General features: G+C 70.1%; 20 protein-coding genes and 1 tRNA gene. 13 read left to right on the forward strand and 8 right to left on the reverse strand.

All coding sequences use genetic code 11. The features are described from left to right. The first annotated feature begins 116 nt into the window (after window positions 1-116). The 3 genes from glpA to P1K31_RS02700 are packed head-to-tail and all read left to right on the forward strand — an operon-like array spanning window position 117 to window position 4,523. Window positions 117-1,838: an anaerobic glycerol-3-phosphate dehydrogenase subunit GlpA gene (gene glpA / locus P1K31_RS02690; protein ID WP_276304736.1), complete on the forward strand. Its 1,722-nt coding sequence runs from the start codon at window positions 117-119 to the stop codon at window positions 1,836-1,838. Further along, window positions 1,828-3,129, forward strand: a complete 1,302-nt coding sequence (gene glpB / locus P1K31_RS02695) for a glycerol-3-phosphate dehydrogenase subunit GlpB (RefSeq protein WP_276304737.1) — start codon at window positions 1,828-1,830, stop codon at window positions 3,127-3,129. Before glpA ends, glpB begins: the two co-directional genes overlap by 11 nt. Continuing rightward, window positions 3,126-4,523, forward strand: a complete 1,398-nt coding sequence (locus P1K31_RS02700; protein ID WP_276304738.1) for an anaerobic glycerol-3-phosphate dehydrogenase subunit C — start codon at window positions 3,126-3,128, stop codon at window positions 4,521-4,523. Before glpB ends, P1K31_RS02700 begins: the two co-directional genes overlap by 4 nt. 3 nt (window positions 4,524-4,526) lie before the next feature. On the opposite strand, the gene P1K31_RS02705 is transcribed toward P1K31_RS02700, so the two are convergent. From P1K31_RS02705 to P1K31_RS02715, 3 genes are all read right to left on the reverse strand, one after another. After that, window positions 4,527-5,777, reverse strand: coding sequence for a cation:proton antiporter (locus P1K31_RS02705; protein ID WP_276304739.1), 1,251 nt, complete (start codon window positions 5,775-5,777; stop codon window positions 4,527-4,529). 107 nt (window positions 5,778-5,884) lie between these two features. Further along, window positions 5,885-6,355 carry an NAD-binding protein gene (locus P1K31_RS02710; protein WP_276304740.1) on the reverse strand — a complete coding sequence of 157 codons (471 nt, stop codon included), beginning with the start codon at window positions 6,353-6,355 and terminating at the stop codon, window positions 5,885-5,887. Between the two features lie 137 nt (window positions 6,356-6,492). Further along, window positions 6,493-6,969, reverse strand: a complete 477-nt coding sequence (locus tag P1K31_RS02715) for an Lrp/AsnC family transcriptional regulator (protein ID WP_276304741.1) — start codon at window positions 6,967-6,969, stop codon at window positions 6,493-6,495. Window positions 6,970-7,063: 94 nt separating this feature from the next. Between P1K31_RS02715 and P1K31_RS02720 the strand changes: the two genes are divergently transcribed. Further along, window positions 7,064-8,047 (forward strand): AAA family ATPase, encoded by a 984-nt coding sequence (locus P1K31_RS02720; protein WP_276304742.1) that lies wholly within the window; start codon window positions 7,064-7,066, stop codon window positions 8,045-8,047. A 30-nt stretch (window positions 8,048-8,077) separates the two neighbouring features. On the opposite strand, the gene P1K31_RS02725 is transcribed toward P1K31_RS02720, so the two are convergent. The 4 genes from P1K31_RS02725 to P1K31_RS02740 are packed head-to-tail and all read right to left on the reverse strand — an operon-like array spanning window position 8,078 to window position 13,651. After that, window positions 8,078-9,637, reverse strand: coding sequence for a DUF7519 family protein (locus P1K31_RS02725; RefSeq protein WP_276304743.1), 1,560 nt, complete (start codon window positions 9,635-9,637; stop codon window positions 8,078-8,080). Continuing rightward, window positions 9,634-10,950 carry a DUF58 domain-containing protein gene (locus P1K31_RS02730; protein WP_276304744.1) on the reverse strand — a complete coding sequence of 439 codons (1,317 nt, stop codon included), beginning with the start codon at window positions 10,948-10,950 and terminating at the stop codon, window positions 9,634-9,636. Before P1K31_RS02730 ends, P1K31_RS02725 begins: the two co-directional genes overlap by 4 nt. Then, on the reverse strand, window positions 10,947-11,789 hold the full coding sequence (locus P1K31_RS02735) for a DUF7269 family protein (protein ID WP_276304745.1): 843 nt from the start codon (window positions 11,787-11,789) through the stop codon (window positions 10,947-10,949). The genes P1K31_RS02730 and P1K31_RS02735 overlap by 4 nt, the downstream gene beginning before the upstream one ends. Next, a complete protein-coding gene (locus P1K31_RS02740) occupies window positions 11,789-13,651 on the reverse strand; it encodes a transglutaminase TgpA family protein (protein WP_276304746.1) in 1,863 nt (620 codons plus the stop codon). The genes P1K31_RS02735 and P1K31_RS02740 overlap by 1 nt, the downstream gene beginning before the upstream one ends. 446 nt (window positions 13,652-14,097) lie before the next feature. On the opposite strand from P1K31_RS02740, the gene P1K31_RS02745 reads away from it, so the two are divergent. The 8 genes from P1K31_RS02745 to P1K31_RS02780 all read left to right on the forward strand — a co-directional run bounded on the left by P1K31_RS02745 (window position 14,098) and on the right by P1K31_RS02780 (window position 21,848). Then, window positions 14,098-14,508, forward strand: a complete 411-nt coding sequence (locus tag P1K31_RS02745; RefSeq protein ID WP_276304747.1) for a type IV pilin domain-containing protein — start codon at window positions 14,098-14,100, stop codon at window positions 14,506-14,508. Window positions 14,509-15,305: 797 nt separating this feature from the next. Beyond that, entirely contained in the window at window positions 15,306-16,490 is a 1,185-nt protein-coding gene (locus tag P1K31_RS02750) for a phosphoglycerate kinase (RefSeq protein ID WP_276304748.1), read from the forward strand. Further along, entirely contained in the window at window positions 16,490-16,975 is a 486-nt protein-coding gene (locus P1K31_RS02755; RefSeq protein ID WP_276304749.1) for a GNAT family N-acetyltransferase, read from the forward strand. Before P1K31_RS02750 ends, P1K31_RS02755 begins: the two co-directional genes overlap by 1 nt. A gap of 6 nt (window positions 16,976-16,981) precedes the next feature. After that, window positions 16,982-17,055 (forward strand) — tRNA-Thr (locus tag P1K31_RS02760). A gap of 349 nt (window positions 17,056-17,404) precedes the next feature. Continuing rightward, a complete protein-coding gene (locus P1K31_RS02765) occupies window positions 17,405-18,871 on the forward strand; it encodes an ABC transporter substrate-binding protein (RefSeq protein WP_276304750.1) in 1,467 nt (488 codons plus the stop codon). Window positions 18,872-18,928: 57 nt separating this feature from the next. Further along, window positions 18,929-19,876 (forward strand): carbohydrate ABC transporter permease, encoded by a 948-nt coding sequence (locus P1K31_RS02770; protein ID WP_276304751.1) that lies wholly within the window; start codon window positions 18,929-18,931, stop codon window positions 19,874-19,876. Then, window positions 19,873-20,742, forward strand: coding sequence for a carbohydrate ABC transporter permease (locus P1K31_RS02775; RefSeq protein ID WP_276304752.1), 870 nt, complete (start codon window positions 19,873-19,875; stop codon window positions 20,740-20,742). Before P1K31_RS02770 ends, P1K31_RS02775 begins: the two co-directional genes overlap by 4 nt. Beyond that, window positions 20,739-21,848 carry an ABC transporter ATP-binding protein gene (locus tag P1K31_RS02780; RefSeq protein WP_276304753.1) on the forward strand — a complete coding sequence of 370 codons (1,110 nt, stop codon included), beginning with the start codon at window positions 20,739-20,741 and terminating at the stop codon, window positions 21,846-21,848. Before P1K31_RS02775 ends, P1K31_RS02780 begins: the two co-directional genes overlap by 4 nt. Here the strand turns inward: P1K31_RS02780 and P1K31_RS02785 are convergent. After that, window positions 21,845-22,369: an RDD family protein gene (locus P1K31_RS02785; protein WP_276304754.1), complete on the reverse strand. Its 525-nt coding sequence runs from the start codon at window positions 22,367-22,369 to the stop codon at window positions 21,845-21,847. The two genes, P1K31_RS02780 and P1K31_RS02785, sit on opposite strands and share 4 nt — an antisense overlap. Window positions 22,370-22,449: 80 nt before the next feature. On the opposite strand from P1K31_RS02785, the gene P1K31_RS02790 reads away from it, so the two are divergent. After that, complete coding sequence (locus P1K31_RS02790) at window positions 22,450-22,707, forward strand: hypothetical protein (RefSeq protein WP_276304755.1); 258 nt, start codon at window positions 22,450-22,452, stop codon at window positions 22,705-22,707. Window positions 22,708-22,946 lie beyond the last annotated feature (239 nt).

Raw genomic sequence — 22,946 nt, forward strand, 5'->3', positions numbered from 1 at the left:
TCGGATAGCTCACGTCCACAATCCGACCGGTCCGGGTTCGGACACATATCTTTACCGACGAAGCCGCAGTCGCGATAAAATAAAGTACACCCCGGCCCTCCTTCGGGCAGTAACCGATGGCGTCGGAGACAGCGGTCATAGTTATCGGCGGGGGATCGACCGGGTGCGGTATCGCGAGAGACCTCGCGATGCGCGGCGTCGACGTCACGCTCGTGGAGAAGGGGAACCTCACCCACGGAACGACGGGCCGGATGCACGGCCTGCTGCACAGCGGGGGGCGCTACGCCGTCTCGGATCGGAAGAGCGCGCGCGAGTGCATCGAGGAGAACCGCGTCCTCCGGGAGATCGCGAGCCACTGCGTCGAGATGACCGGCGGCTACTTCGTCCAGCTGGAGGGCGACCCGGACGACTACTTCGAGGAGAAGCTCGCCGGCTGTCGCGCCTGCGACATCCCCGCCGAGGTAGTCGACGGCGAGACGATCCGGCGCGAGGAGCCGTACCTCTCGCCGGACGTGACGCGGGCGATCCGCGTCCCCGACGGCGCTGTGGACCCGTTCCGCCTCTGCGTGGCGAACGCCGCGAGCGCGATCGAGTTCGGCGCGCGCGTCGAGACGCACGCGGCGGTGACTGACGTGCTCGTCGAGGGCGGCGGACGACGCGCCTCCGGGACGCCGTCGGCGAGCCCGGGGGACCGCGTCGTCGGCGTCCGCGTGCGCCACGGCGACGGCCCGGGCGGGCACGGCGAGGGGACCCCCGGCTCGACCGAGGAGATCTACGCCGAGCACGTCGTCAACGCGACCGGCGCGTGGGCCGGCCGCGTCGGCGCGCTCGCGGGCGTCGACGTCGAGGTGCGCCCGTCGAAGGGCGCGATGGTCGTGATGAACTGCCGGCAGGTCGACCGCGTGGTCAACCGCTGCCGGCCAAAGGGCGACGCCGACATCGTCGTCCCCCACGAGACGACCGCCATCCTCGGGACGACCGACGAGGAGGTCGCGGACCCCGAGGACTACCCCGAGGAGGGGTGGGAGGTGGACCTCCTCATCGACGAGCTGTCGAAGCTGGTCCCGATCCTCGCGGAGTCGCGGACGGTGCGCTCGTTCTGGGGCGTCCGCCCGCTGTACGAACCGCCGGGGACCGGGACGGCCGACCCGACGGACATCACTCGCGACTACTTCCTGCTCGACCACGACGAGCGCGACGACCTCCCCGGGTTCACCTCCATCGTCGGCGGGAAGTTCACCACCTACCGGATGATGGCCGAGTCGATCACCGACCACGTCTGCGAGAAGCTCGGCGTCTCCGCCCCCTGCCGAACCGCGGAGGTCCCCCTCCCCGGGAGCGAGGACTTCTCCGTCCTCCGGGACTACATGGCGGACTTCGGCCTCCGGTCGCCGATCGGCCGCCGGAGCGTCCAGCGCCTCGGCAGCCGCGCCGACGAGGTCCTTCGCACCGGCGAGCCGAACCCCGTGCTCTGCGACTGCGAGGCGGTCACTCGCGCCGAGTTACGCGACGCCATCTCCCAGTCCGGCTCGGACCTCAACGCCGCGCGCATCCGCACCCGCGCCTCGATGGGCAACTGCCAGGGCGGCTTCTGCGCCCACCGGATGGCGTTCGAACTCCACCCGGAGTACGACGAGGCGACCGTCACCGCCGCGTTCGACGACCTCTACCGGGAGCGCTACAAGGGCGAGCGACACGCGCTGTGGGGCGAGCAGCTCTCGCAGGCGATGCTCAACCACGCGCTCCACGCGGCGACGATGAACCGCGACCGCGATCCGGCGCGGACCGATCGACGGGTGGACTTCGCCGCCTTCGACGGGGGCGAGCATGGCGATTGAGGACGACGTCCTCGTCGTCGGCGGCGGGCTGGCCGGGGTGACCGCCGCCATCGCCGCCGCGCGGACCGGCGCGCGCACGCGGCTCGTCTCGCACAAGGAGAGCACGCTCCGGCAGGCCTCCGGGCTGATCGACGTACTCGGCTACGCGCCGGACGGGGAGGACCCCGACCCGCTCGCCGACCCGTTCGAGGCCATCGACGCCCTCCCGGAGGACCACCCCCACCCCTACGCGCGCCTCGGGAGCGAGGGCGTCCGCGAGGGGCTCGCCCTCTTCGACGACCTCGCGGGCGACTCCTACCGGGGCGGCCACACCGACCGCAACGCGCTGGTGCCGACCCACGGCGGCGCGATCAAGCCGACCGCCCGCTACCCCGCCGGCGTCGCCGCGGGCCTCGCCAGCGACGACCGCGAGGCGCTGCTCGTCGGCTTCGAGACGGTGACGGACTTCTCGGCGGGCTACGCCGCCGATCACCTCCGGGCCGCGGGCGTCCCCTTCGAGGTACGGGGCGCGACCCTCCCCTTCCCGGGCGACTTCCGGGACGACGCCGCGGTCACGCGCCTCGCGCGCGCGCTCGACGAGAACGCGCTCGTCGAGCACGAGGGGTCGCGGGTCGCCGCCCGAACCGCGCTCGCGGAGCTCGTCCGACCCCACCTCGGGGACGCCGAGCGCGTCGGCTTCCCGGCGCTCCTCGGCCACGACCGTCCCGAGGAGGTGCGCCGGGCGCTCGAACGGCTCCTCGACGCCGCGGTGTTCGAGGTGCCGATGGGGCCGCCGAGCCTCCCCGGGATCCGCCTCGCCGAGCGCCTCTACGCCGCCGCCGACGAGGCGTGCGTGCGCGCCACCAACGGCGTCCCGGTCGTCGACCACGAGGCCGACGGGGATCGGATCGAGGCCGTCCGGGTGCGCCACGAGCGGCGGGTGGTGCCCTACCGCGCCGACCAGTACGTACTCGCCACCGGCGGGCTGGTCGGCAAGGGCATCGGCTCCGATCGCGGGGGCGTCCGCGAGGCCGTCTTCGGCTGTCGCGTCCCCCACCCCGACGACCGCTACGACTGGTTCGAGGACCGGACGTTCGACGCCCACCCCTTCGCCCGCTTCGGCGTGCGCGTGGACCGCGACCTCCGCCCCCTCGACGCGACCGACGACCCGCACTACGAGAACCTCCGGGCCGCGGGCGCGGTCCTCGGAGGCTACGACTTCGCCGCGGAGTGCTCCGGCAGCGGCGTCTCGCTCGCCACGGGCGTCCGGGCCGGAACGATCGCGGGAGAGACCACGGAGAGGACCACATGAGCGACTCAGTAGACCCCAGCGACGCGACGGACCGAACCGACGACGCCTTCGACGACGAGTACCCCGTACAGGTGTTCCCGGAGGCCGAGGAGATGGACCTCCGGCCGGGCACGGACGACTGTTACAAGTGCTCCAGCTGTGACGTCTCGTGCCCGGTCGCGGAGGTGGACGACACCTTCCCCGGCCCGAAGTTCCAGGGGCCGGAGCAGTGGCGGCTGACGCGCAAGGAGGACGTGGAGGTGGACGCCTCGATCAAGCAGTGCTCGAACTGCATGCGCTGTGACTCGGCGTGTCCCTCGGGCGTCCCGCTGAGCCAGATGCACAACACGGCGCGCGCGAAGTACGTCGAGGAGCAGGGCCTCTCGCTCACCTACCTGCGCGACCGGATCCTCGCCAACTACGGCACGCTCGCGCGGCTCGGCTCGCGCGTGCCGCGGCTCACCAACCTCGTGATGGGCCTCGGGATCACGAAGCTGGTGAACGAGCGCGTGCTCGGCATCACGTCGGAGCGCGAGTTTCCGGCGTTCGCCACCGAGACGTTCCGCGAGTGGTGGGACGAGCGAGGCGGCGACGACGCCTCGAAAGCGCGAGCGCAGGAAGCGAGGCGGCTGCGCCGCCTCGGACAGGGCGAACGGCGTAGCCGTGAGCGGACGCGAGCAGAGCGCGGCGACGAGGACCGCAAGCGCGTCGCGTATTTCCACGGCGACTACGCGAACTACAACACCCCCGAGGTCGCGAAGGCCCTCGTCCGGGTGTACGAGCACTTCGGGTACGAGGTGGCCGTCCCCGATCAGCGCTGCTCCGGCACCCCCATGTTCGCGAACGGGATGATGGACGACGCCCGGCGGGCCGCGCGGTTCAACGTCGAGACCTTCCGCGAACTGATCGAGGAGGGCTACGACGTGGTCTGCTCCTGTACCTCCTGTTCGATGGCCCTCCGGAAGGAGTACCCGGAACTGTTCGACTTCGAGGGGACCGACGCCGTCGCCGCCCACACCTACGACGCGGTCGAGTACCTCCGCATCCACGAGGACCTCCCCTCGGCGCTCGCCGACTCGGCGGTGTCGCTCGGGGAATTCGCCTACCACGCGCCCTGCCACGCCCGCAACCAGGGGCTCGCGAACCAGTCCCGCGAGGTGTTCGCCGACCTCGACGGCGTCGACGTGACCGACGTGGGAGACTCCTGTTCCGGGATCAGCGGCACCTACGGCTGGAAGGGGGAGAACTACGACGTCTCGATGGCGATCGGCGAGGAGATGTTCGAGCACATGGAGGCCGTCGAGTCGAGCGTCGGCATGACGGAGTGTCCCACCTGCGCGATGCAGATGGAGCACGGAACCGGCTACGAGATCCGCCACCCGCTCGAAGTGCTTGAGGCGGCCGTCGTCGAGTGAGCGTCAGCTCCTTGCCTCCGTCTCGACGGGCGAGTCGTCCATGTAGACGAGTTCCCCCGCCGCGCTGAGCCAGTCGACCCCCCACTTCACCGTCATCGGGACCATCGCCGTCGTGAACATGGCGAGGAAGACCAGGACCGAGAACAGGTCCTGGCTGATGATGCCGTTCGAGAGGCCGATGGAGGCGATGATGATCTCGACGGTCCCCCGGCCGTTCATCCCGAAGCCGATGACCACCCCCTCTCGGGAGGTGAGGTTCGTCGGGAGCGAGAAGAGCCACGAGCCGACGATCTTGCCGACGAAGGCGACTGCGACCAGCAGCGCGAGCAGCCCCGCGTTCTGCGTGAAGATGTCGAGCGATATTTCGAACGCCACGGTGACGAAGAAGATGGGCGCGAAGAAGCCGATCGCCAGGTCGTAGATGACGTCGTGCATGTGCCGGTAGAGCGACTCGTGGAGGTCGGCCTGCCGGAGGAACATCCCGGCGACGAACCCGCCGATGATCATGTGCAGCCCGGCGAGGTCGGCGAGCCCGGCGAACACGAGCGAGACCAGCAGCGCGATGGAGAACGCCGTCGTCTTGTCGACGAAGCCGTAGCGCTGGCGCAGCGTATCGAACTGCTCCCAGACGTGGGGCAGGAAGCGGTACCCGATGAACAGCGTCGCGGCGAAGAACGCGACCGCCTCCAGCAGGGTGACGGCGATCGCCGTCGCGTCGATCACGCCGGCCTGAACGAACCCGAGAACGGCGGCGAACGCGACGAGCACGCCCACGTCGGAGGCGAGCGCGCCGCCGAGCAGTATCTTGGCGATCCGCGTGTCGAGGATGTCGAGGTCGACGAGGATGCGGGACTTCGTCGCGAGCGACGTCGCCGCCATCGCGAGGCCGAGAAAGAGCGCGCCGCCGGTCGACACGCCGATGATCAGCCCCGCGCCGTAGCCCAGCCCGAACGGGATGACGAACGCGCCGAACGCGACGACGAGCGCCTGCGGCCCCAGTTCGAACAGGTCGTCGAGATCGACCTCCATGCCGACGTACACCATCAGGAGGAAGACGCCGAGTTCCGCGAGCACGTCGAGCGTCTCCGAGGGTTGGAGCAGTCCCAGTATCGCCGGACCGAACACGACGCCGGCGAACAGTTCGCCCATCATCGCCGGGTAGCCGACGCGCTCGGCCGCGGCACCGAACGTCCAGGCCACGACGAGCACGAAGAGGAGGTTCAGGATGTCGATCTCTCCGCCGCCCGCTACCATCCGTTGACCTCGTCCGGGACGATCGCGGTCGTCGTTCGCGGCGTCGGTGACGCCGGCGCTGTTCGCGTCGCGGTCGCTCTCCGTTTCGTTCTCATCATGGTATCGAGTTATCGTGCTACTGGTCGTTCGACCGTCTCGGCGAGTGCGTCAGCGAGCGTGGTGGTGGTGCAGACGCGATCCACGTTCAGCCCCTCGAACGCCGCCTCGTTTCGCGGATCGTTGATCCTGACCACCACCCGGTCGACGTACTTGACGAGCGTCTGGGCGGCGAGCAGGTTGACGCTGTCAGCGTCGGTCGAGACGATGGCCGTCGCGACGTCGTCGAGCGACGCCGATCGGAGCGCCTCGGCGTCGGTCACGTCCAGGCGGTGCGCGGTCAGCCCGGCGGCGCGCGCCGCCTCGATCGCGTCGGCGTCGGTGCCCACGAGCACCGTTCGGTGCCCGCAACGGTCGAGTCGCCCCGCGAGTGCGCGGTTGATCGCGTCGTCACCGATGATCAGTACGGTCATGTCGTGGCTGTAGTTCGCCCCGCTCCGCCCGGCGAGGCTCGGGGCCTTCGTACTACCCTGTACCCTCACGGATAGGAATCAAAACGTTATAAGAATGGCGGTGACTCGATCGGTACGTGAATTATGAACGATTATTTTGCTGGATTGTCCTGGATCCCGGTGATGTAATCCGCCGCGTCCGTGCGCCGATCGGGAGTGAACGGGACTCAGTCCTGGCGCTCCTGGCCCAGAAAACCGTGGTACGGGCAGACGTACTCGTTCCTGATGAGTTCCTCCTCGGTGATGCGGAGGCCGAGGGCGCTCAGTTCGCGCCCGATGCGGCTCAGGTCGTCGTGGTCCTCCCCCACCGCGTTGATGTAGACGTTCTCGTCGCCGGTCATGACCTCCCTGACGGCGGCGACGCCCGGAACCTCGAGCGCGCGCTTGGCGAGTTGCTCGCGCTCGTCGATGGGGGCGGTACAGATGAGTTTCGTGTACAGCGGGTAGCCCGCCCGCTCGTAGTCGATGTCGATGTGATAACCGCGGATGATCCCCGCGGCTTCGAGTCGCTGGATGCGGTTTCGAACCGTGCTCGCCGAGATGTCGATCTCCTTCGCGATGTCCCCCGAGGAGGTGCGACGCGCGTCCCGTTGCAGTTCGTAGAGGATCCGTCTGTCGACGTCGTCCAGTTTACCGTTCTTCATTCCCGCCGAGAGGTTACCGCGGGCGAAAATCAACGTTACCGTCGATCGGTGCGAATATTTGATATAGGATAACTCACGTAATCAGTACAATCGAATGTCGTCTCCATCGTCGCCTCCCTCGCCGTCCCCGGATCGGTTCGAGTCGATCTGTACCGACTTCGTCGATACGATCCGGGAGGCGGTCGTCGCCGAGCGCGAGTTCCTGGAGACGGTGCTGACCGGCGTCGTCGCCGGCGGACACGTGCTGATCGAGGACGTGCCGGGAACCGGGAAGACGCTCACCGCCCGCCTGTTCGCCGAGGCGCTCGGTCTGTCGTTCTCGCGGATCCAGTTCACCCCCGACCTCCTGCCCGCCGACGTCACCGGCTCGCACGTCTTCGACGAACGGGCGCGCGAGTTCGAGTTCCAGCGGGGGCCGATCTTCGGGAACGTGGTGCTCGCCGACGAGGTCAACCGCGCGCCCCCCAAGACCCAGTCGGCGCTGCTCGAAGCGATGGAGGAGGGGCAGGTGACCGTCGACGGTGAGACGCGCGCGCTGCCCGAGCCCTTCTTCGTCGTCGCGACGGCCAACCCCGTCGAGCAGGCCGGCACCTTCCCCCTCCCCGAGGCCCAGCGGGACCGCTTCGTGCTCACGGCGTCGATGGGATACCCCGACCGCGACGGCGAACTCGAACTGCTGGAGCGACGCGCCAACCGAACCACGCCGAGCGCGACCGTCGAACGGGTCGTGGACGGATCAACCCTGTCCGCGCTCCTCCGGCACCCCGAGTCGGTGACCGTCGAGGGTCGGATCCGGGAGTACATCGTCGACCTCGCGCGCGCCACCCGGACTGACGGCCGCGTCGAGATCGGCGTCTCGCCGCGCGGGGTGCAGCGGCTCTTCGAGGCGACCCGAGCGCGGGCGACGATCCGCGGGCGCGACTACGCCGTCCCGGACGACGTAAAGCGCCTCGCGGTGCCCGTTCTCCGGCACCGACTCGCGTTAGCCCCCGAGGCGACGGTCCGCGGCGACGACGGTGCCGCGGTCGTCGGTGACCTCCTCGACGACCTCGAGGTACCCGCCGTCACGAGCCGCTGAACGTCCGCTCCGAGCGCGACCGTCGCGGCCTCAATCGCCGCGAAGCGACCCGCGCAGCGCGGCCACCAGGAGGGCGAGGCCGACGAGCGCGACCGGGAGAACCGACGAGGACGTCTCCCCTCCTCCGCCGCCGATCAGGGCGGTCAGCGTCGCCGCCGCGACGACCGAGACGACCGCCACGGCGGCGCTCGCCGCGCCGTGGACGAACTCCGGCGGGCGAAGCGTCCGCGCGCCGCCGAGATCCTCCGCCAGCGACGTGGCGAACTCCCCCGCGTCCCAGACCAGCATCGCGACGGCCACCCCGACGAACAGCGCGAGCGTCTCGCCGTGGACTGCGGCGACGAGCGCGGCGGCGACCAGGAGCGCCCCGCTCGCGAGGGCGGGTCCGGCGACCCGGTCGGGGACGGCAAGCAGGCCCGCGAGCAGCGGGAGGGCGACGACGAGGCCGTACGCCGCGGACAGTGCCAGGAACGCCGCCATCAGGGCGAGGGTCGGCCCGCCGAACATCGCCGCGACGAACGCCGCGAAGTCGCCCGCGACCGGCGTCCGGTCGAGCCGTTCGACGAGCGACGCGCCCCCGACGGCGAGGAAACCGGCCGTCGCGACCGCGCCGCCGGTCATCGGGGCGAGCGCCCCGACGAGGCCGGCGGGGCGGAGGCGGCTCGCCTCTCGAATCGCGCGGGCGACGACGATCACCGTCAGGGCGAGTGCGAGCCACGCCAGCGACGGCCACCGGATCGCGGGCGCGGTCGTGAGCGCCACCAGCGCACCCCGTACGGGTGACGGGAGCGCCCGATAGGCGAGGGGAAGCGACCCGGCGACCTCGAACGCGCCGACGAGGAGGCCACAGACCAGCGAGAGCGGGCCGAACCGGCAGGCGTGCACCACCCGCTCTCCGGCCTCACGGACGCCCCGGCGGCGGGCGTCCGGCGCGAGCGCGGCGAGCGGGAGCCGCCGCACGGCGCGGCGGGTGGCGACCTGTGCCGCCCCCGTCACGATCAGGAACGAGCCGACGGCGACCGAACCGGACGGGAGCAGCAGCGATCCGAGGGCGTCGCCGGCCGCGTCGAGGGCGCGGCCGACGCCCGGCGCGAGCGCGACGGCGGCGACGCCCACCTCGGCGATGAGCAGGACAGAGGGCGGCACGAGCGACCGTCCGAGCGCGTTCGCCGCGGTCCACAGCCGTCGGTAACCGACGGCGGCGGGCACCGTCGCGCTCGCGGCGAACACCGCGAGCGCCAGCACCGCCACGAGCGCCGCCGTGCCGACGGGCGGCGGGGACGACGGGGACGGCGAGAGGGGCCTCGACACCCCGTAGAGGACGAGCGCCGGCGCGACGACCCCGGCCAGGCTGCCGAGGGCGACCCGGTGCGGATCGTCGTCGCGGAGCGCCACCGCGGCGACCGCGAGCAGGAGGCTCCCGGCGATCGCACATCCGAGGGCGATGATAGCGCCGACGAGGGTAGCGTACCAGAGCGCGGTCAGGAGGGTCAGCGCCGCGAGCGCGGTCGCGCCGATTCGCGACGGGACGAACGAAGGGTCGTGCGGGCGGGGCGACCCCCTGATCGGCGCGGCGTCGTCCCGCGTCATGCCGTCCGGGCGGAGGAGGAGGCGGTCGCGAACGCGAGTTCCAGCGATCCTGCCGCGGGCCAGACGACGACGGTACAGCCGCGTGCGCGCAGCGCGCCGACCCGGAGGGTGCGGCGGTGCCGGGCGACCCGCCGTCCCGGCGAGGTCCCGGACACCACGTCCGGCGAGACGACCGTCGTCGGGTGGCCGTGGCGGTGCAACCGCTCACAGAGAGTCGTCGCACCGTCGTCGAGCAGCGGCGAGACGGCGATCACCCGCGCGTCCGACGGGAGGTGTCGAGCGAGGCGGTCGACGCGCTCCCCGACGGACGGGTCGGTCGAGGCCGGCCCCGCGGAGAGCGACACGACGCCCGCAGCGTCGGACGGTTCGCCGTCCGGGATGGCGGCGAGCGCCGCGTCGATCGTCGCGGCCGCTCCGCGACCGCTCGACGGGGGGACCCACGCGACGCCGCCCGCGTCGGGCGGGGAGATCACGGCGAGACCGAGGCGGGCGTCGGACCGGCGGACCGTCGCGGCGATCCGCGCCGCGGCGTGAACGCAGCGCTCGACCCCGCTCGGTCCGCCGGGGGAGGCGATCGCGCGGCCGGCCGCCCGGTCGTCCACGACGAGGACGACCCGCGTCGCCCTCGGCTCGTCGAACTCGAGGGTCGCGAGTTCGCCATGCCTGGCGAAGTGACGCCAGTCGATCCGGGACAGCGGATCGCCCGGCCGGTACGCCCGCGCCGAGTGGAAGTCGGTCCCGTCGCCCGTCGCTCGCCCGGTCAGCGATCCGGCGAGCGATCGCGTCCGCGGGTCGAGCGGGACCGCCGCCGCGCGCGGGTCGAGGCGGAGGGCGGCGTCGCCCGAGACCGCGACCGAATCGGTCACGCGGGTCCCCGCGCTGACGCTCCGGAGGCGGACCGTGGCGGGACCGAACGTGAACGCACCGGTACGCGCCCGCACGGCGTACTCGATCGTCGTCCGATCGCCGGGGCGCAGCGACAGCCCGCCCCGTGGGGACCCTTCGGCGACCGCGAGGCCGTCGGGGACGCCGTCGACCACGCGAACGTCCGGGAGCGGCCGCCTCCCGACGTGTTCGACGGCGAGCGTCACCGTCACGAGGTCGCCCGGTGCCGCCTCGGCGGCGTCGAACGATCGGGAGAGAGCGACCGTCCCGTCCGGAACCCCCACGGCGGTGTCGTAGAGGACGAACGCGAGGGGGATGACCGCCGCGAGGACGATCGGGGGCGACGCCGTCGCGAACCCGACGCCCGCGAGGAAGAGCGCTCCCGCGAGCGCCCCCCGAAAGCGGGGGTGTTCGGTCGCCGCGGTCACCACGGTCCGACCGCCTCCGTCGCGTCGGCATCGGCGGGACCCGTCGCGGGCGAACCGCCCCCGGGGGAACCGACGCCCTCAGTCGGAACGCTCGAGCCGTCCGAGTCGGTCGCCCCGGCTCCGTCGGTCGGTTCCCCCGCGCCGGTCGAGCCGGCGGGTTCGTCCGACAGCGTCCCGCGCTCGAACCGGCGCACCGGGCGCGGATCGACGCCGTCGAGGTCGGCCGCGAGCGCGTCGAGCGCGTCGAGCGTGCGATCGAGGCGACGGTCGAGTTCCCGACCGGGTGCGAGCCACGCCCACATCCGCCCGCGTATCGGGACCGCGGGGGCGCGGTCGTCGCCGAGGAACGCCCCCGCGATCGGGTCGTCGGTCCACTCGCCGGTCGCGACACGCTCCCGACAGGCGTCTGGCGGATCGCCGGTCGAGGCGACCAGCAGGTCGCGCGCGACCTCCCGGAGGACGCCGCGGAGGCCGTCGAGCGACTCCTCGAAGGGGACGCGCCGGTCCGTCACCGCCCGCCGGAGCGCCCAGTAGCTCTCGTCGAACCCCTCGCCGACGAGCGCCTCGTCGGTCCGCGCGACCTCGGGCGCGGGCGCGCTCGGTGCCAGGGGGCGATCCGCCGGTTCTGCGGCCCCGCGGCGGGCGGCCACCGCGGCGTACAGCACCAGGCCGACGCCGAGGACGGCGGTCGCGGCCGTCGGACCGGGGGCGCCTGGCGACGACCCGAGCGCCGCTCGCGTCGGTGCGAGCGGGCCGGGAACGAGCGCGTCGAGGAGCGCGAGCGCGACGCCGGCCGATCCGAACGCCACCGCCGCCGGTCGGACGATCCGCCGGAGCATCAGCCCTCACGCTCCTTGCGTTCCTCGTGGAGCGCGTCGACCGCCGTCTCCGCGGCCGCCCGCCGAGGGGACGGATCCCGCCCGCCGTATTCGACCTCCCGGAAGGCGTCCGTGAGGGCGTCCACCGCGTCCGCGGGGTACCGCTTCGCCTTCGCCATACGGGCGATCTCCCCGGGCGTCAGGTGCCGCCACCGATCGAGTTCGAGGGCGACGACGAGCCGTCGCCACGCGCGCCCCACCGCCTCCCGATCGTCGCGGTCGGCGGTCGAGCCCCCGGCCTCGACGGCGGCAGGACCGGGGGGGCGAGCCGACGGTCCGAGAAGTCGCCGTCCGCCGATCCGATCGACGGCGTCCGCGACTCGCACGGGGAGCGCCCACCCCAGCGCGCGCGCCAGCGATCGCCCGTCGAACGCGCGCAGTCGATCGACGACTCCGACCGCGAAACCCACCAGAAGGCCCGCGAGACCGGCTGAGAGGACGGTCAGGAGCGTGCTCCCCCACGCGCGGAGCCGCCTCCGGATCCGGTCGCGTCGGGAACGCCGCGAGGCGACGAGGAGGAGCCCTCCCGCGAGCGCGAGGAGACCGGCCGCGACCACGCTCGCGGTTCGGCCGTCGGGGACCGGGAGTAGTCCCGTCGCGGTTCCGGGGAGCGTCTCCTCGCGGGTTCCGTTCGCCTCGGGCCCGCGACCCCGATCGGCGTCGCCGAGCGCCTCCCGCTCGGCCCGCAGACGGGCGTCCGCCGGCGTCGGATCGAACGCCACCCAGCCGTGATCGGGGAAGTAGACCTCGACCCACGCGTGGGCGTTCATGCCGCGGACGGTGTACGTCCCGTCGCCGTTCGGCGTCCCCGGCGTGTAGCCGACCACGTAGCGGGCGGGGATCCCCTGCGACCGGAGCATGACGGTCATCGAGGCGGCGAAGTACTCGCAGTAGCCCGCCTCCATCTCGAAGAGGAACTGATCGACGACGTCCCGGTCGGGGTCGTGCGTCGCGTTCAGCGAGTACGCCCTGTTCTCCCGCAGCCACCGCTCGACGGTCGTCGCCGTCCGGTAGGGCGTCCCGTCGTCCGCGGTGAGACGCGCGGTGAACGACGCCACGCGATCGGGCACCGACGGCGGGAGACGCGCGTACCGCTCCTCGATCGGTCGCGGGTAGTCGGCCCCCGCCGCGTCGAGCGCGGCCGCGTCGGGCGTCTGCCGCGCGCTGACGACGGTGTACGTCGCGCCGGCGGGGAGCGACCGGTCGACGGAGAGGCCGCCGCCGCGTTCGTAGAGGCGGCGATCGGACTCGACCGCCGCGTCGATCGGTCGCCACGCGGCCGGGAGGACCGTCGCCGAGCGGTTCAGCGTCACCGTCTGGACGAGCGTCCCGTCGGCGCTCCGGGGCGTCTCGCCCGCGAACCGTCGACGGTCCTCGGCGCGCTCCCATCCGCCGCCGGTGTAGGTCGCGTAGGACGCCGACCGCCAGTAGGCCGGCCGGGGGCTCTCGACGGTGAAGTGCGGCGTCCGCGAGAGCGTCGCGATGCCGTTCCCCTCGCGGGGTCCGATAGAACCGCCGACGGCGAGGCGCTCGCTATCGGCGAGCGCCCCGAGTTCGCCCGGCGCGCGCGAACCGACGCCCGGTCCCGACCACGGCCCGCCCGCCGCGCGCGCGAACAGGTCCGCGACGGGCGCGACGGCGTCTCCGAGACCGGGCGAGCGGTCGACAGGCCCCGCGCTCGGCCCGGTCGACGGGAGGAGCGTCGAACTCGTCACGACGGCGACGAGACAGACGAGCACGAGGACCGTCCGCCCCCGCCGACCGCCGCCCGTCCCGCCGGAATCGTCCGTTCGAGCGCGCGCGTCCGGACTCTCCAGTGTCACAGCGGATATCTGTCTCTATCGCATATATGTTTTTTCGAGCTATTCACGCAATAGATACTTATCGACGAGGGATCACTCCGGGGGAGTCCCGAGGAGAAGGTAGATCACGCGGCCGAACGGAGCTCCTGTCGAACTGATACCTTTCGACGGGCAGGGTAATCATCATGATCGATCCGTGCAAGAGACGAACCGGGTGACGTAAGTCGATTTTCGCTGTCTGAGAAAGCGGTTCAGAGGGAGTAATTACCCTCATGGATCCAAAACAGTCCGCAACAGAAGTAAGTGTTAATAGCGGAGGTATCGCACGGAAGGGTAACCACTGGCACGTGGGAGGTCGGCCTCGCGGGATCGGCGCTCCTCGCCCTTCGGGGCGGGGACGCGGGCTCCCGCACGACCGCGCGTGCGGTCGACGGTCGGCTCGTGACACGGTGGGAACACAACAAGACATGAACTTCAGAAAGCTACTCAACGCGGACGAGCGGGCCGTCAGCCCTGTGATCGGCGTCATCCTCATGGTGGCGATCACGGTCATTCTGGCGGCCGTAATCGGCACGTTCGTCCTCGGACTCGGCGACAACATCCAGACGAACGTACAGGCGGGCGCGTCGGTGAACTTCGACTCCGCCAACGACGAGATCTCCATCACGTTCAACTCCCGGCAGTCCGACTCGGCGACGCTGGACTACACCGTGACTGAGGTGAGTTCGGGTACTACCGTCGACTCCGGTAGTCTCACGAGTATCGGTCAGAGTACGACCGTCACAGGCCTAACCGATGGTGAGCGATACAAGGTGGTCGTCGTCGCGAACGACGAGGGCACCAGCACGACCATCGTGGACAGGACCGAAAGGGTCTAAGTCGCCACGCGCCCACCCGGGCGTTCGTTACCCCCGTTTTTTTGAAGACCATCCCCGGTAGCGACCGCGTCACCAGTCTTCGTAGCGATAATCGATTCGGCAGGAGATCGGCACGCTCTCGCCCTCGTCGTCGGCACGAAATGGTGACAGACAGGGTGTCCCGTGTGGGACACCGACCGCCGTGGAGAGTGGGGCCGTGGTGCGGCGGAGCGGCGGCCCGCAGGCGGTGTTGGATGACGGTTCCATGCGACTGGCGGCACCAGCCATTTCATCTTACGTCGCTACACTCGTTAGGCGCGGTGGCTAGCTATTCAACCCCGATACGCGACGGCGTCGAGCGGACTCCTCCCGACGCCCGCGAGCGACCGGCGTCCGACGCGTCGGAGTATTGATACGGCGACCGGACGACGTAGATCGGAGCCGTTCAAAGTTCAGGTACCGATGCCTCGGTAGTCTACTATCGGTATATATTTATGATCTTCTCGTATAGTTCGAAAAAATATATTCGGATGGGGTGTCTCCTCGCTACAGGGTGCGACCGACCGCGAATCGATACCGTTCCCGACGGGGGACACAGGTGGGGATGATACGGTTCGGTGGGAGAACCGTTCGGATTCGCGGTCGGTCGTCGCCCGCTCTTTCACCCCGAACCCAGTGGTTCTCGTCGTCGCTCCGACCCTCTCGGCCGGTGATTCGAGCGTCCGCTGAGACGACCGCTCTCCGCGGCGTCAGTCCGTCGCCGTCGGTCGATGGGGACAAGCACAACACCTTTGCTCCGACGTGGTGGAGACTCGCCCATGATACGGACGCTCGACGACCTCGACGCGCAGGGTGCCGCCGTCGGGGTGCGCGTCGACATCAATAGTCCGATCGGAGCGGACGGAACGCTCGACGACGACTCCCGCCTGCGAGCGCACCGAGAGACGCTCGCGGAGCTGGCCGACCGCGGGGCGCGCGTCGTCGTGCTCGCCCACCAGGGCCGTCCCGGCGGGGACGACTTCACCACGCTCGAGTCCCACGCTGCACGCCTGGGCGACCTCCTCCCCGCGTCCGTCGAGTACGTCGACGCGACGTTCTCTGCCGCCGCGCGCGAGCGCGTCGAGGGGCTCGACGACGGGACGGTGCTCGTACTGGAGAACACGCGCTTCTACAGCGAGGAGGTGCTGCAGTTCCCGCCCGAGGACGCCGCCGAGACGCACCTCGTCCGGGGGCTCGCGCCGGTCCTCGACGCCTACGTGAACGACGCCTTCGCGGCGGCCCACCGCGCGCAGCCCTCCATCGTCGGCTTCCCCGTCCGGCTGTCCGGTTACGCCGGGCGCGTCATGGAGCGCGAACTCGACGCGCTCGGGAACATCGGGGAGACGCCCACGCCGCGGGTGTACTGCCTCGGCGGGGCGAAGGTGGACGACTCCATCGAGGTGGCCGCGTCGGTGCTCGATTCCGGTCTCGCCGACGCCGTCCTCACGTCGGGGGTCGTCGGAAACTCGTTCCTGCACGTCTCCGGGGTCGACCTCGGCGCGGAGAGCACGCGCGTCGTCAACGACCGCGCGGGCGACCGCCTCGCGCAGGCCGAGCGCCTGCTCTCCGAGTACGGCGACCGCCTCCACCTCCCGGTCGACGTGGCCGTCGAACGCGACGGCGAGCGCGTCGAGGTGGCCGTCGCCGACCTCCCGGTCGAGGAACCGGCGATGGACATCGGTTCCGCGACGGTCGACGCCTATGCTGACGTGCTCGAAGACGCGGGCACGGCGATCCTCAACGGCCCGGCGGGCGTCTTCGAGGACGACCGCTTCGCCGCCGGCACGGACGGGCTGTTCGCGGCCGCGACGGCCGCCGAGTACACCATCGTCGGCGGGGGCGACACCGCGGCCGCCATCCGCCACCTCGACCTCGAGGGGTTCGACCACGTCAGCACGGGCGGGGGGGCGGCGCTCGCGATGCTCACCGGCGAGTCGCTGCCCGCGGTCGAGGCGCTGCGCTGATGGAGATCGAGGCGCTCCGGATGGAGGAGGTGGACGCCGTCGCCGACCTCTGGGTCGCGCTCGCCGAGGGACAGCGCCGCTACGGTTCGTACCTGGCCGCCGCCGAGAACCGCCAGACGGTGCGCGAGGCGATCGCACGCTCGGTCGTCACCGGCGGCCTGCTCGTCGCCCGCGAGGAGGACGACATCGTCGGGTTCGTCATGTTCGCGCCGGAGACGGGCACCTACGAGCAGTCCGTGACGAAGGGGGTCGTCGAGAACCTCTTCGTCCGTCCGGAGCGGCGCGGAGAGGGCGTCGGGACGGCGCTCCTCCGCGCCGCCGAGGAGGCGCTCCACGTCGACGGGTGCGAGGTCGTCACGCTCGACGTGATGGCCGCGAACGAGGACGCCCGGCGGCTCTACCGTCGCTTCGGCTACCGCCCCCACCGGATCACGATGGCGAAGGACAGCGAAACCGATATGGGTCCGAAGGAGAACGATTCATAGGGGCGCGCCAAGGGAGCTTGGGCGGCTCAAGCACTCGATTTGTAATCGAGAATTCGTGGGTTCGAATCCCACCCTTGGCTTCCCCCGGGGGTCGGAGTCGCCACCGACCGAAACCTGTTTTCACGAGCGGGGTCGAGTCGTCGAGCGCGCGACCCCGGACTCGACGTTCGTTCCGCTCGCCCCGCTGAACGGACGGAGGTCGGCGTGGCACTCCACTCCGGCGTGTACGCCGCCGTCGCGTGAGCGCGGGACTACCGCCGGAGCGGAGGCACCCCGGACGACGCGAACAGGCCACGACGTCGCGCTACGGACAGCCGATAGGATTCCCCCCTGCCACGAAACGGATTCAGGCAATTCCGTCTACACTCTACTTTTGATAACATAGTACCTCATGTTTATTAGTGATTGGAATGAGTAGCAATCGAGCTAATGGTTAGCAACGAACACGAAGTGGCAGCACCGGACGACGTGGACGACGAGTGGTCGATCACCCGACGACGGGCCCTGGCGCTAGCGAGCGCTGGAGCCGGTATCGGCCTCGCCGGTTGCACCGGTGGCGGCGGTGACGGCGGCGGAGACGGTGACGGCGGCGGTGACGGCGGATCGCCCGTTCACGTTCTCACCGACTACAACAACGACGCCTGGCAGAAGAAGTGGGAGGAGGACCTCGTCCCCGCCTTCACCGAGGAGACGGGGGTGGAAGTCAAGATGGAGTACTCCGGGTTCTCCGGCGATCAGGAGAACCGGCTGGCTAACCTCGTCCAGGCCGGCAACCCGCCGGCCATCAACACGTCCACCTTCGAGCAGGTCGGCGACCTCTGGGCGTCGGATCAACTCGCGGACGTGGGCGACGTGGTCGCGAAGGCCGAAGAGCAGAGCGGGGAACTCATCTCCCAGCCGTACCACGACGGCGACTCCTACTGGGAGGTCCCCCACGGCGCGTACGCAGGGACGTTCATCTACCGCGAGGACGTGTACGACGAACTCGGCCTGGAGGTACCGACGTCCTTTCGGGGCGTGTTGGAGAACGCCCGCGCCATCGACGAGTCCGACCTCGACATCCGCGGATACGGACTCGCCGGCTCGAAGGTCGGCAAGGCGCAGGACGAGTTCCAGACGTACCTCGCCAACATGGGCGCACAGGAGATCCGGTTCACGGATCGAGAGACGCAGGAGGAGGTCGAGGTGTGGTTCCCGGAGGAGGAGATCGTGACGCTGCTCGAGTACTTCAAGGAACTGGCTCAGTACTCGCCCGACCCGACCAACATCGGGTGGGGTACCTCGTTGCGGAACTGGGCCGGCGGCCAGTTCGCCCAGCAGTACAACCTCAACGTGTGGCCGGGCGGCGTCGCGGCCAGCGCCGGGAACGACGCCCTCGCCGAGAACACCGGCGTCGCGCCGATGCCGCTCTGGGAGGAGGGCGGCATCGCGAAGGAGGATTCGTATCTCTCGAACCCGACGCCGGACGGCCACCACGTGTTCTCGGCGTCGAAGAACCCCGAGGGGGGCAAGACGTTCCTCTCGTGGCTGTACGCGGAGGACCCGGACCGAAGCGCGAGGATGTACGAGACGGAGCCGACGCGGTTTCTCCCCATCTACCGGGACATCATCGAGACGGACGCCTTCGAGAGCTACGGCCTGTGGGAGGACTACCCCGGGTTGTTGGAGAAGCTCCAGCGGGTGGGAACCGAGATCGTCCCCGAGTACTACGATAACATCGAGGGTGCCGACGTGCTCGCCAACCATCCGGTCGGCGTCTACTACTACCGGTTCTTCTTCCAGGCGGAGATGGTCAACCAGGTGGTCACCGAGACCGCGACGCCGCAGGAGGCCTACGAGTTCGGACTCGAACAGTGCAAGAAGCGCGTCGAGGAAGGCAGGAGACAGATGACATGACGGCCAGTAACTCCGCCGCGAGGGGTTCTCTGACCGCCTATCGACGGGGGACCGATCGTGACGGGTGAGACCATCGAACCGGAGGACGCCCGCGGGTTCGACCTCCCGGTCGATAGGCTCCCGGTCGACCGCGAGACGCTCGTGGGCGTCGGAACCGTCCTCCCCGTCGTCCTGCTGTACCTGATCATCTCGATCATCCCGGTGGGCTTTGCGATCTGGGCGTCGCTCCACGACATTCCGCTGCTCAACCCCGACTGGACCTGGGCCGGGGTGTCAAACTACGCCGAGGTGTTCCGGGTGCCGAGGTTCTGGCAGTCGCTGTGGCGCGGCGTCGTGTTCATGGTCGGCAGCACGCTGCTGCAACTGGTCGTCGGGCTGTGGATGGCGTTGACGCTCAACCGCATCGCCCGGGGCCAGAAGCTGTTGACCGCCGTAGTGTTCACCGCGTACCTCGTCCCGACGGTCGTGGTGTCGCTGGTCGCGCTGTTCATGTTCGATACCTTCTACGGCGTGCTCCACGTCGTCGGCTCCGAGTGGTTCGACCTCTGGGGGGTCAACCAGTTCGCGCTCGGGCAGAAGTCGCTGGCGATGCCGTTGGTGATCCTCATCGGGAGCTGGAAGTTCTCCGTGTTCATCACCATCTTCACGCTCGCACAGCTCCGATCGATCCCCCCGCGGTTCTACGAGGCCGCTCGCATCTGCGGGGCCAACAGGTGGCAGATGTTCCGCGACATCACGCTGCCGCGCATCCAGGGGGTCATCCTCGTGGCGGTGCTGCTCCGGTCGATCTTCATGTTCAACAAGTTCGACCTCATCTGGATCCTCACGCAGGGCGGGCCCGGGTACGCGACGACGACGCTGCCCGTCCTGGCCTACCGCGAGGCGTTCGTGGCCGGAAACTACGGCCTCGCGAACGCGATGGCGGTCGTGATGTTCGTGTTTCTCGCGGTCGGCGGGGTCGCTTACTTCTGGGCGTTCAATCCTAGCGAGGAGGTGAAGACGTGAGCACCGACGCGGACACGACCGGCGTGTTCGGCCTCGACTACCGAACCGCCGACAGGCTGTACCGGATCGGCCTGGGGATCAGTGCGACGCTCTTCTTCGCGTTGATCCTGTTTCCGATCTACTGGATGTTCCAGAGTTCGCTGAAGACGGAGTCGGCGCTGCGGGCGACCACGTGGGTACCGAGCGCAGAATCGTTCACGCTGTCGAACTACGACGTGCTGTTCAGCAGCGACGTCGGCCTCTACCTGTTGAACAGCGCGGTCGTCACCATCGGGACGGTCATCGCGGTGGTGGTGATCTCGCTGATCGCCGGCTACGGCCTCGCGCGGGTGGACTTCGGTCACAAGGAGAACTTCGCCCGGTTTCTCCTGTTCGGCTACATGTTCAGCCCCATCGTGCTGGGGCTCCCGCTGTATCTCATCTGGCAGTCCATCGGGCTGTTGAACACGCGCGTCGGCCTCATCCTCGCGCTGACCGCCATCTCGATGCCGTTCTCCGTGTGGCTGATGTGGAAGTACATCCAGACCATCCCGGAGTCGATGGAGGAGAGCGCGTGGATCGCCGGCGCCTCGCGGTGGCGGACGTTCCGCGACGTGATCGTCCCGCAGACGCGACCGGCGGTCATCGCGGCCGCGCTGTTCGCGTTCGCCATCGCGTGGAACGACTTCACGTTCGCGCGCATCCTCCTGCCGGAGAACCAGGCGACCACGTTCGCGCCGGGGATCCTCCGGCTCATCACACAGGGGTACACGTTCTCGTGGGGCGATATGATGGCGGCGTCGCTGCTGATGACGATCCCGCCGCTCGCGTTCGCCTACTTCCTCCAGAGCTACCTGCTGAAGGGGTTCCAGATCCGCTCGCTATGAAAGTCCACATAGAAGACCTGACGCGCGTGTTCGGTGACGGCGACGGGGCGACCGTCGCCGTCGACGGTATCGACCTGACGATCGACGACGGCGAGTTCGTCACGCTCGTCGGCCCCTCGGGGTGCGGCAAGACGACGACGCTGCGGTGCGTCGCCGGGCTCGACAGGCCCACCGGCGGCCGCATCCGCTTCGGCGACCGCGACGTGACCGACCGCCCGCCCCAACAGCGCAACGTCGCGCTCCTGTTCCAGGACATCGCGCTCTACCCGCACATGAGCGTCCGCGACAACATGGCCTACGGGCTGAAGATCGCGGGCTTCTCCCGCGAGGAGCGCTACCGGAAGGTGGAAGACGCGGCCGGCCTCCTCCAGATCACCGACCAGCTCGACAAGAGCCCGGCTGACCTCTCGGGGGGTCAACAGCAGCGGGTCGCGCTCGGACGCTCGCTCGTCCGCGATCCGGCCGTCTTCCTGTTCGACGAGCCGATGAGCGACCTGGACGCGAAGCTCAAACGCGAACTCCGACCGGTGGTCGAGCAGGTCACCGACCGCATCGGCTGTCCCGTGCTGTACGTCACGCACGACCAGGAGGAGGCGATGACGATGAGCGACCGGGTGGCCGTGATGAACGACGGCGAGATCGAGCAGGTCGGCGGGCCGAAACGGGTGTACGACGACCCTCGAACCGAGTTCGTCGCCAGTTTCATCGGCCAACCCACCACCCAGTTCTTCGACGGCAGGGTGGCGGATCGCGGCGGCGAGGCGCGGGTTCGCATCGGGGACTACGAGTACCCGATCTCGCGGTCGGCGGCGACGCTCGAGGGCTACCTCGGCGAGTCGGTCCGCGTCGGGATCCGGCCACAGCACCTCGGCGTCGTCCGCGGAGTCGACGGGAACGTCCCCGCGACCCACCTGCTCGACGAGCCGCTCGGGGACGTCACGCACAGCTTCTTCGAGACGGAGTTCGGCGAGGTGACCGTCGTCACCGGCGCGGACTTCGAGGGCAACCGCGAGGAGTACGGCATCGTCATCGATCCGGAGGAGGTGATGCTGTTCGACCCCGATACCGGCGTCCAGATCGGCACCGCGACGGCGGCGCGCGTCTAGCGCGTCCGGACGACGACCGTCCCGGCGAGGCGGTCCCCCAGTCGCCGTCCGGTCGGCGATCGGACGGCGCTCACGACGCCGACGACGAGCGGCGGGACGCCGAGGAGATCGACGTACCGGAGGAGGTTCCGCACGGCGCTCGCCCGGAGCGTACAGGGGTCGCCGTCGCCCGTCACCGTCGTCAGCTCGCGCCACACCTTCCCCGGTGTCCGCGAGTAGCGCCACTCGAAGCCGAAGCTGTAGGTGACGTACAGCGGTACCAGCGCCGCCACCGAGAGCGCGGGCGCGACGGCGGCGGTGACCAGCGTCCCGCCGGCGAGCGCGTCCAGGAGATACAGCGCCGGGAGTTCGACGAGCAGGTAGCACGCGAACAGGTCGGCGATCCCCGCGAGCGCGCGGTCGGCGAGCACGTCGCGGTCGCCGGCGGTGTCCAGCGCCGGCACGGGCGGCCGCGCCGTCGGAAAGAGACCGAGCAGGCGGCTCGTCCACGGCTCGCCGTCGTCACCGCCCGCAGTCACCATGCCCCTACTCCCGTTACGCGGTACGAAAAGGTTCCCTCCCGTCCGAAGGTTTAGGACCGTGTGGATTGTTGTGTGGGAACATGTCCGGTGGCAGTACGGCAGACGGTGGTGTCGGCGGGGGCGCGAACGACCTCCCCGACCGACTCGAGGGGAACCGGTTCGGACGGGTGGTCGTCGCGCGCTGGAAACACGCCGTCGTCGCGGTCGTCGTCGGTCTCACCGCCTGGGCCCTCTATCGCATCGGCGGCGGCTGGACGCTCGACGCGACCGTGTTCGCGATCGCCGCGGCCGTCGTCGTCGCCTACAGCCTCCTCACGCTCCGTTCGGACATCGAGTAGCCGGACCGAGCACTCGCTCCCGACCACCACAGCGGCCCGTCGGCTTACAGCTCGACGGTTCGGCGTCGGAGGCCGGCCGCCGCCACCGGTTCGAAACGCGGACACGTCGAGGGCCGTCCGGCGCGTCCACGACCGCCCGGAACCCGTCGCCGTCCAGGCGTCGCAACGTGGCGTGGGATCGGGTCTCGTACGGAGTGGTCCGGACGACGCCCGAGCCGTTCCAACCTCGCGGCCGGAGG

This window comes from Halomarina halobia, assembly GCF_029338575.1.
GTDB lineage: Archaea > Halobacteriota > Halobacteria > Halobacteriales > Haloarculaceae > Halomarina > Halomarina halobia.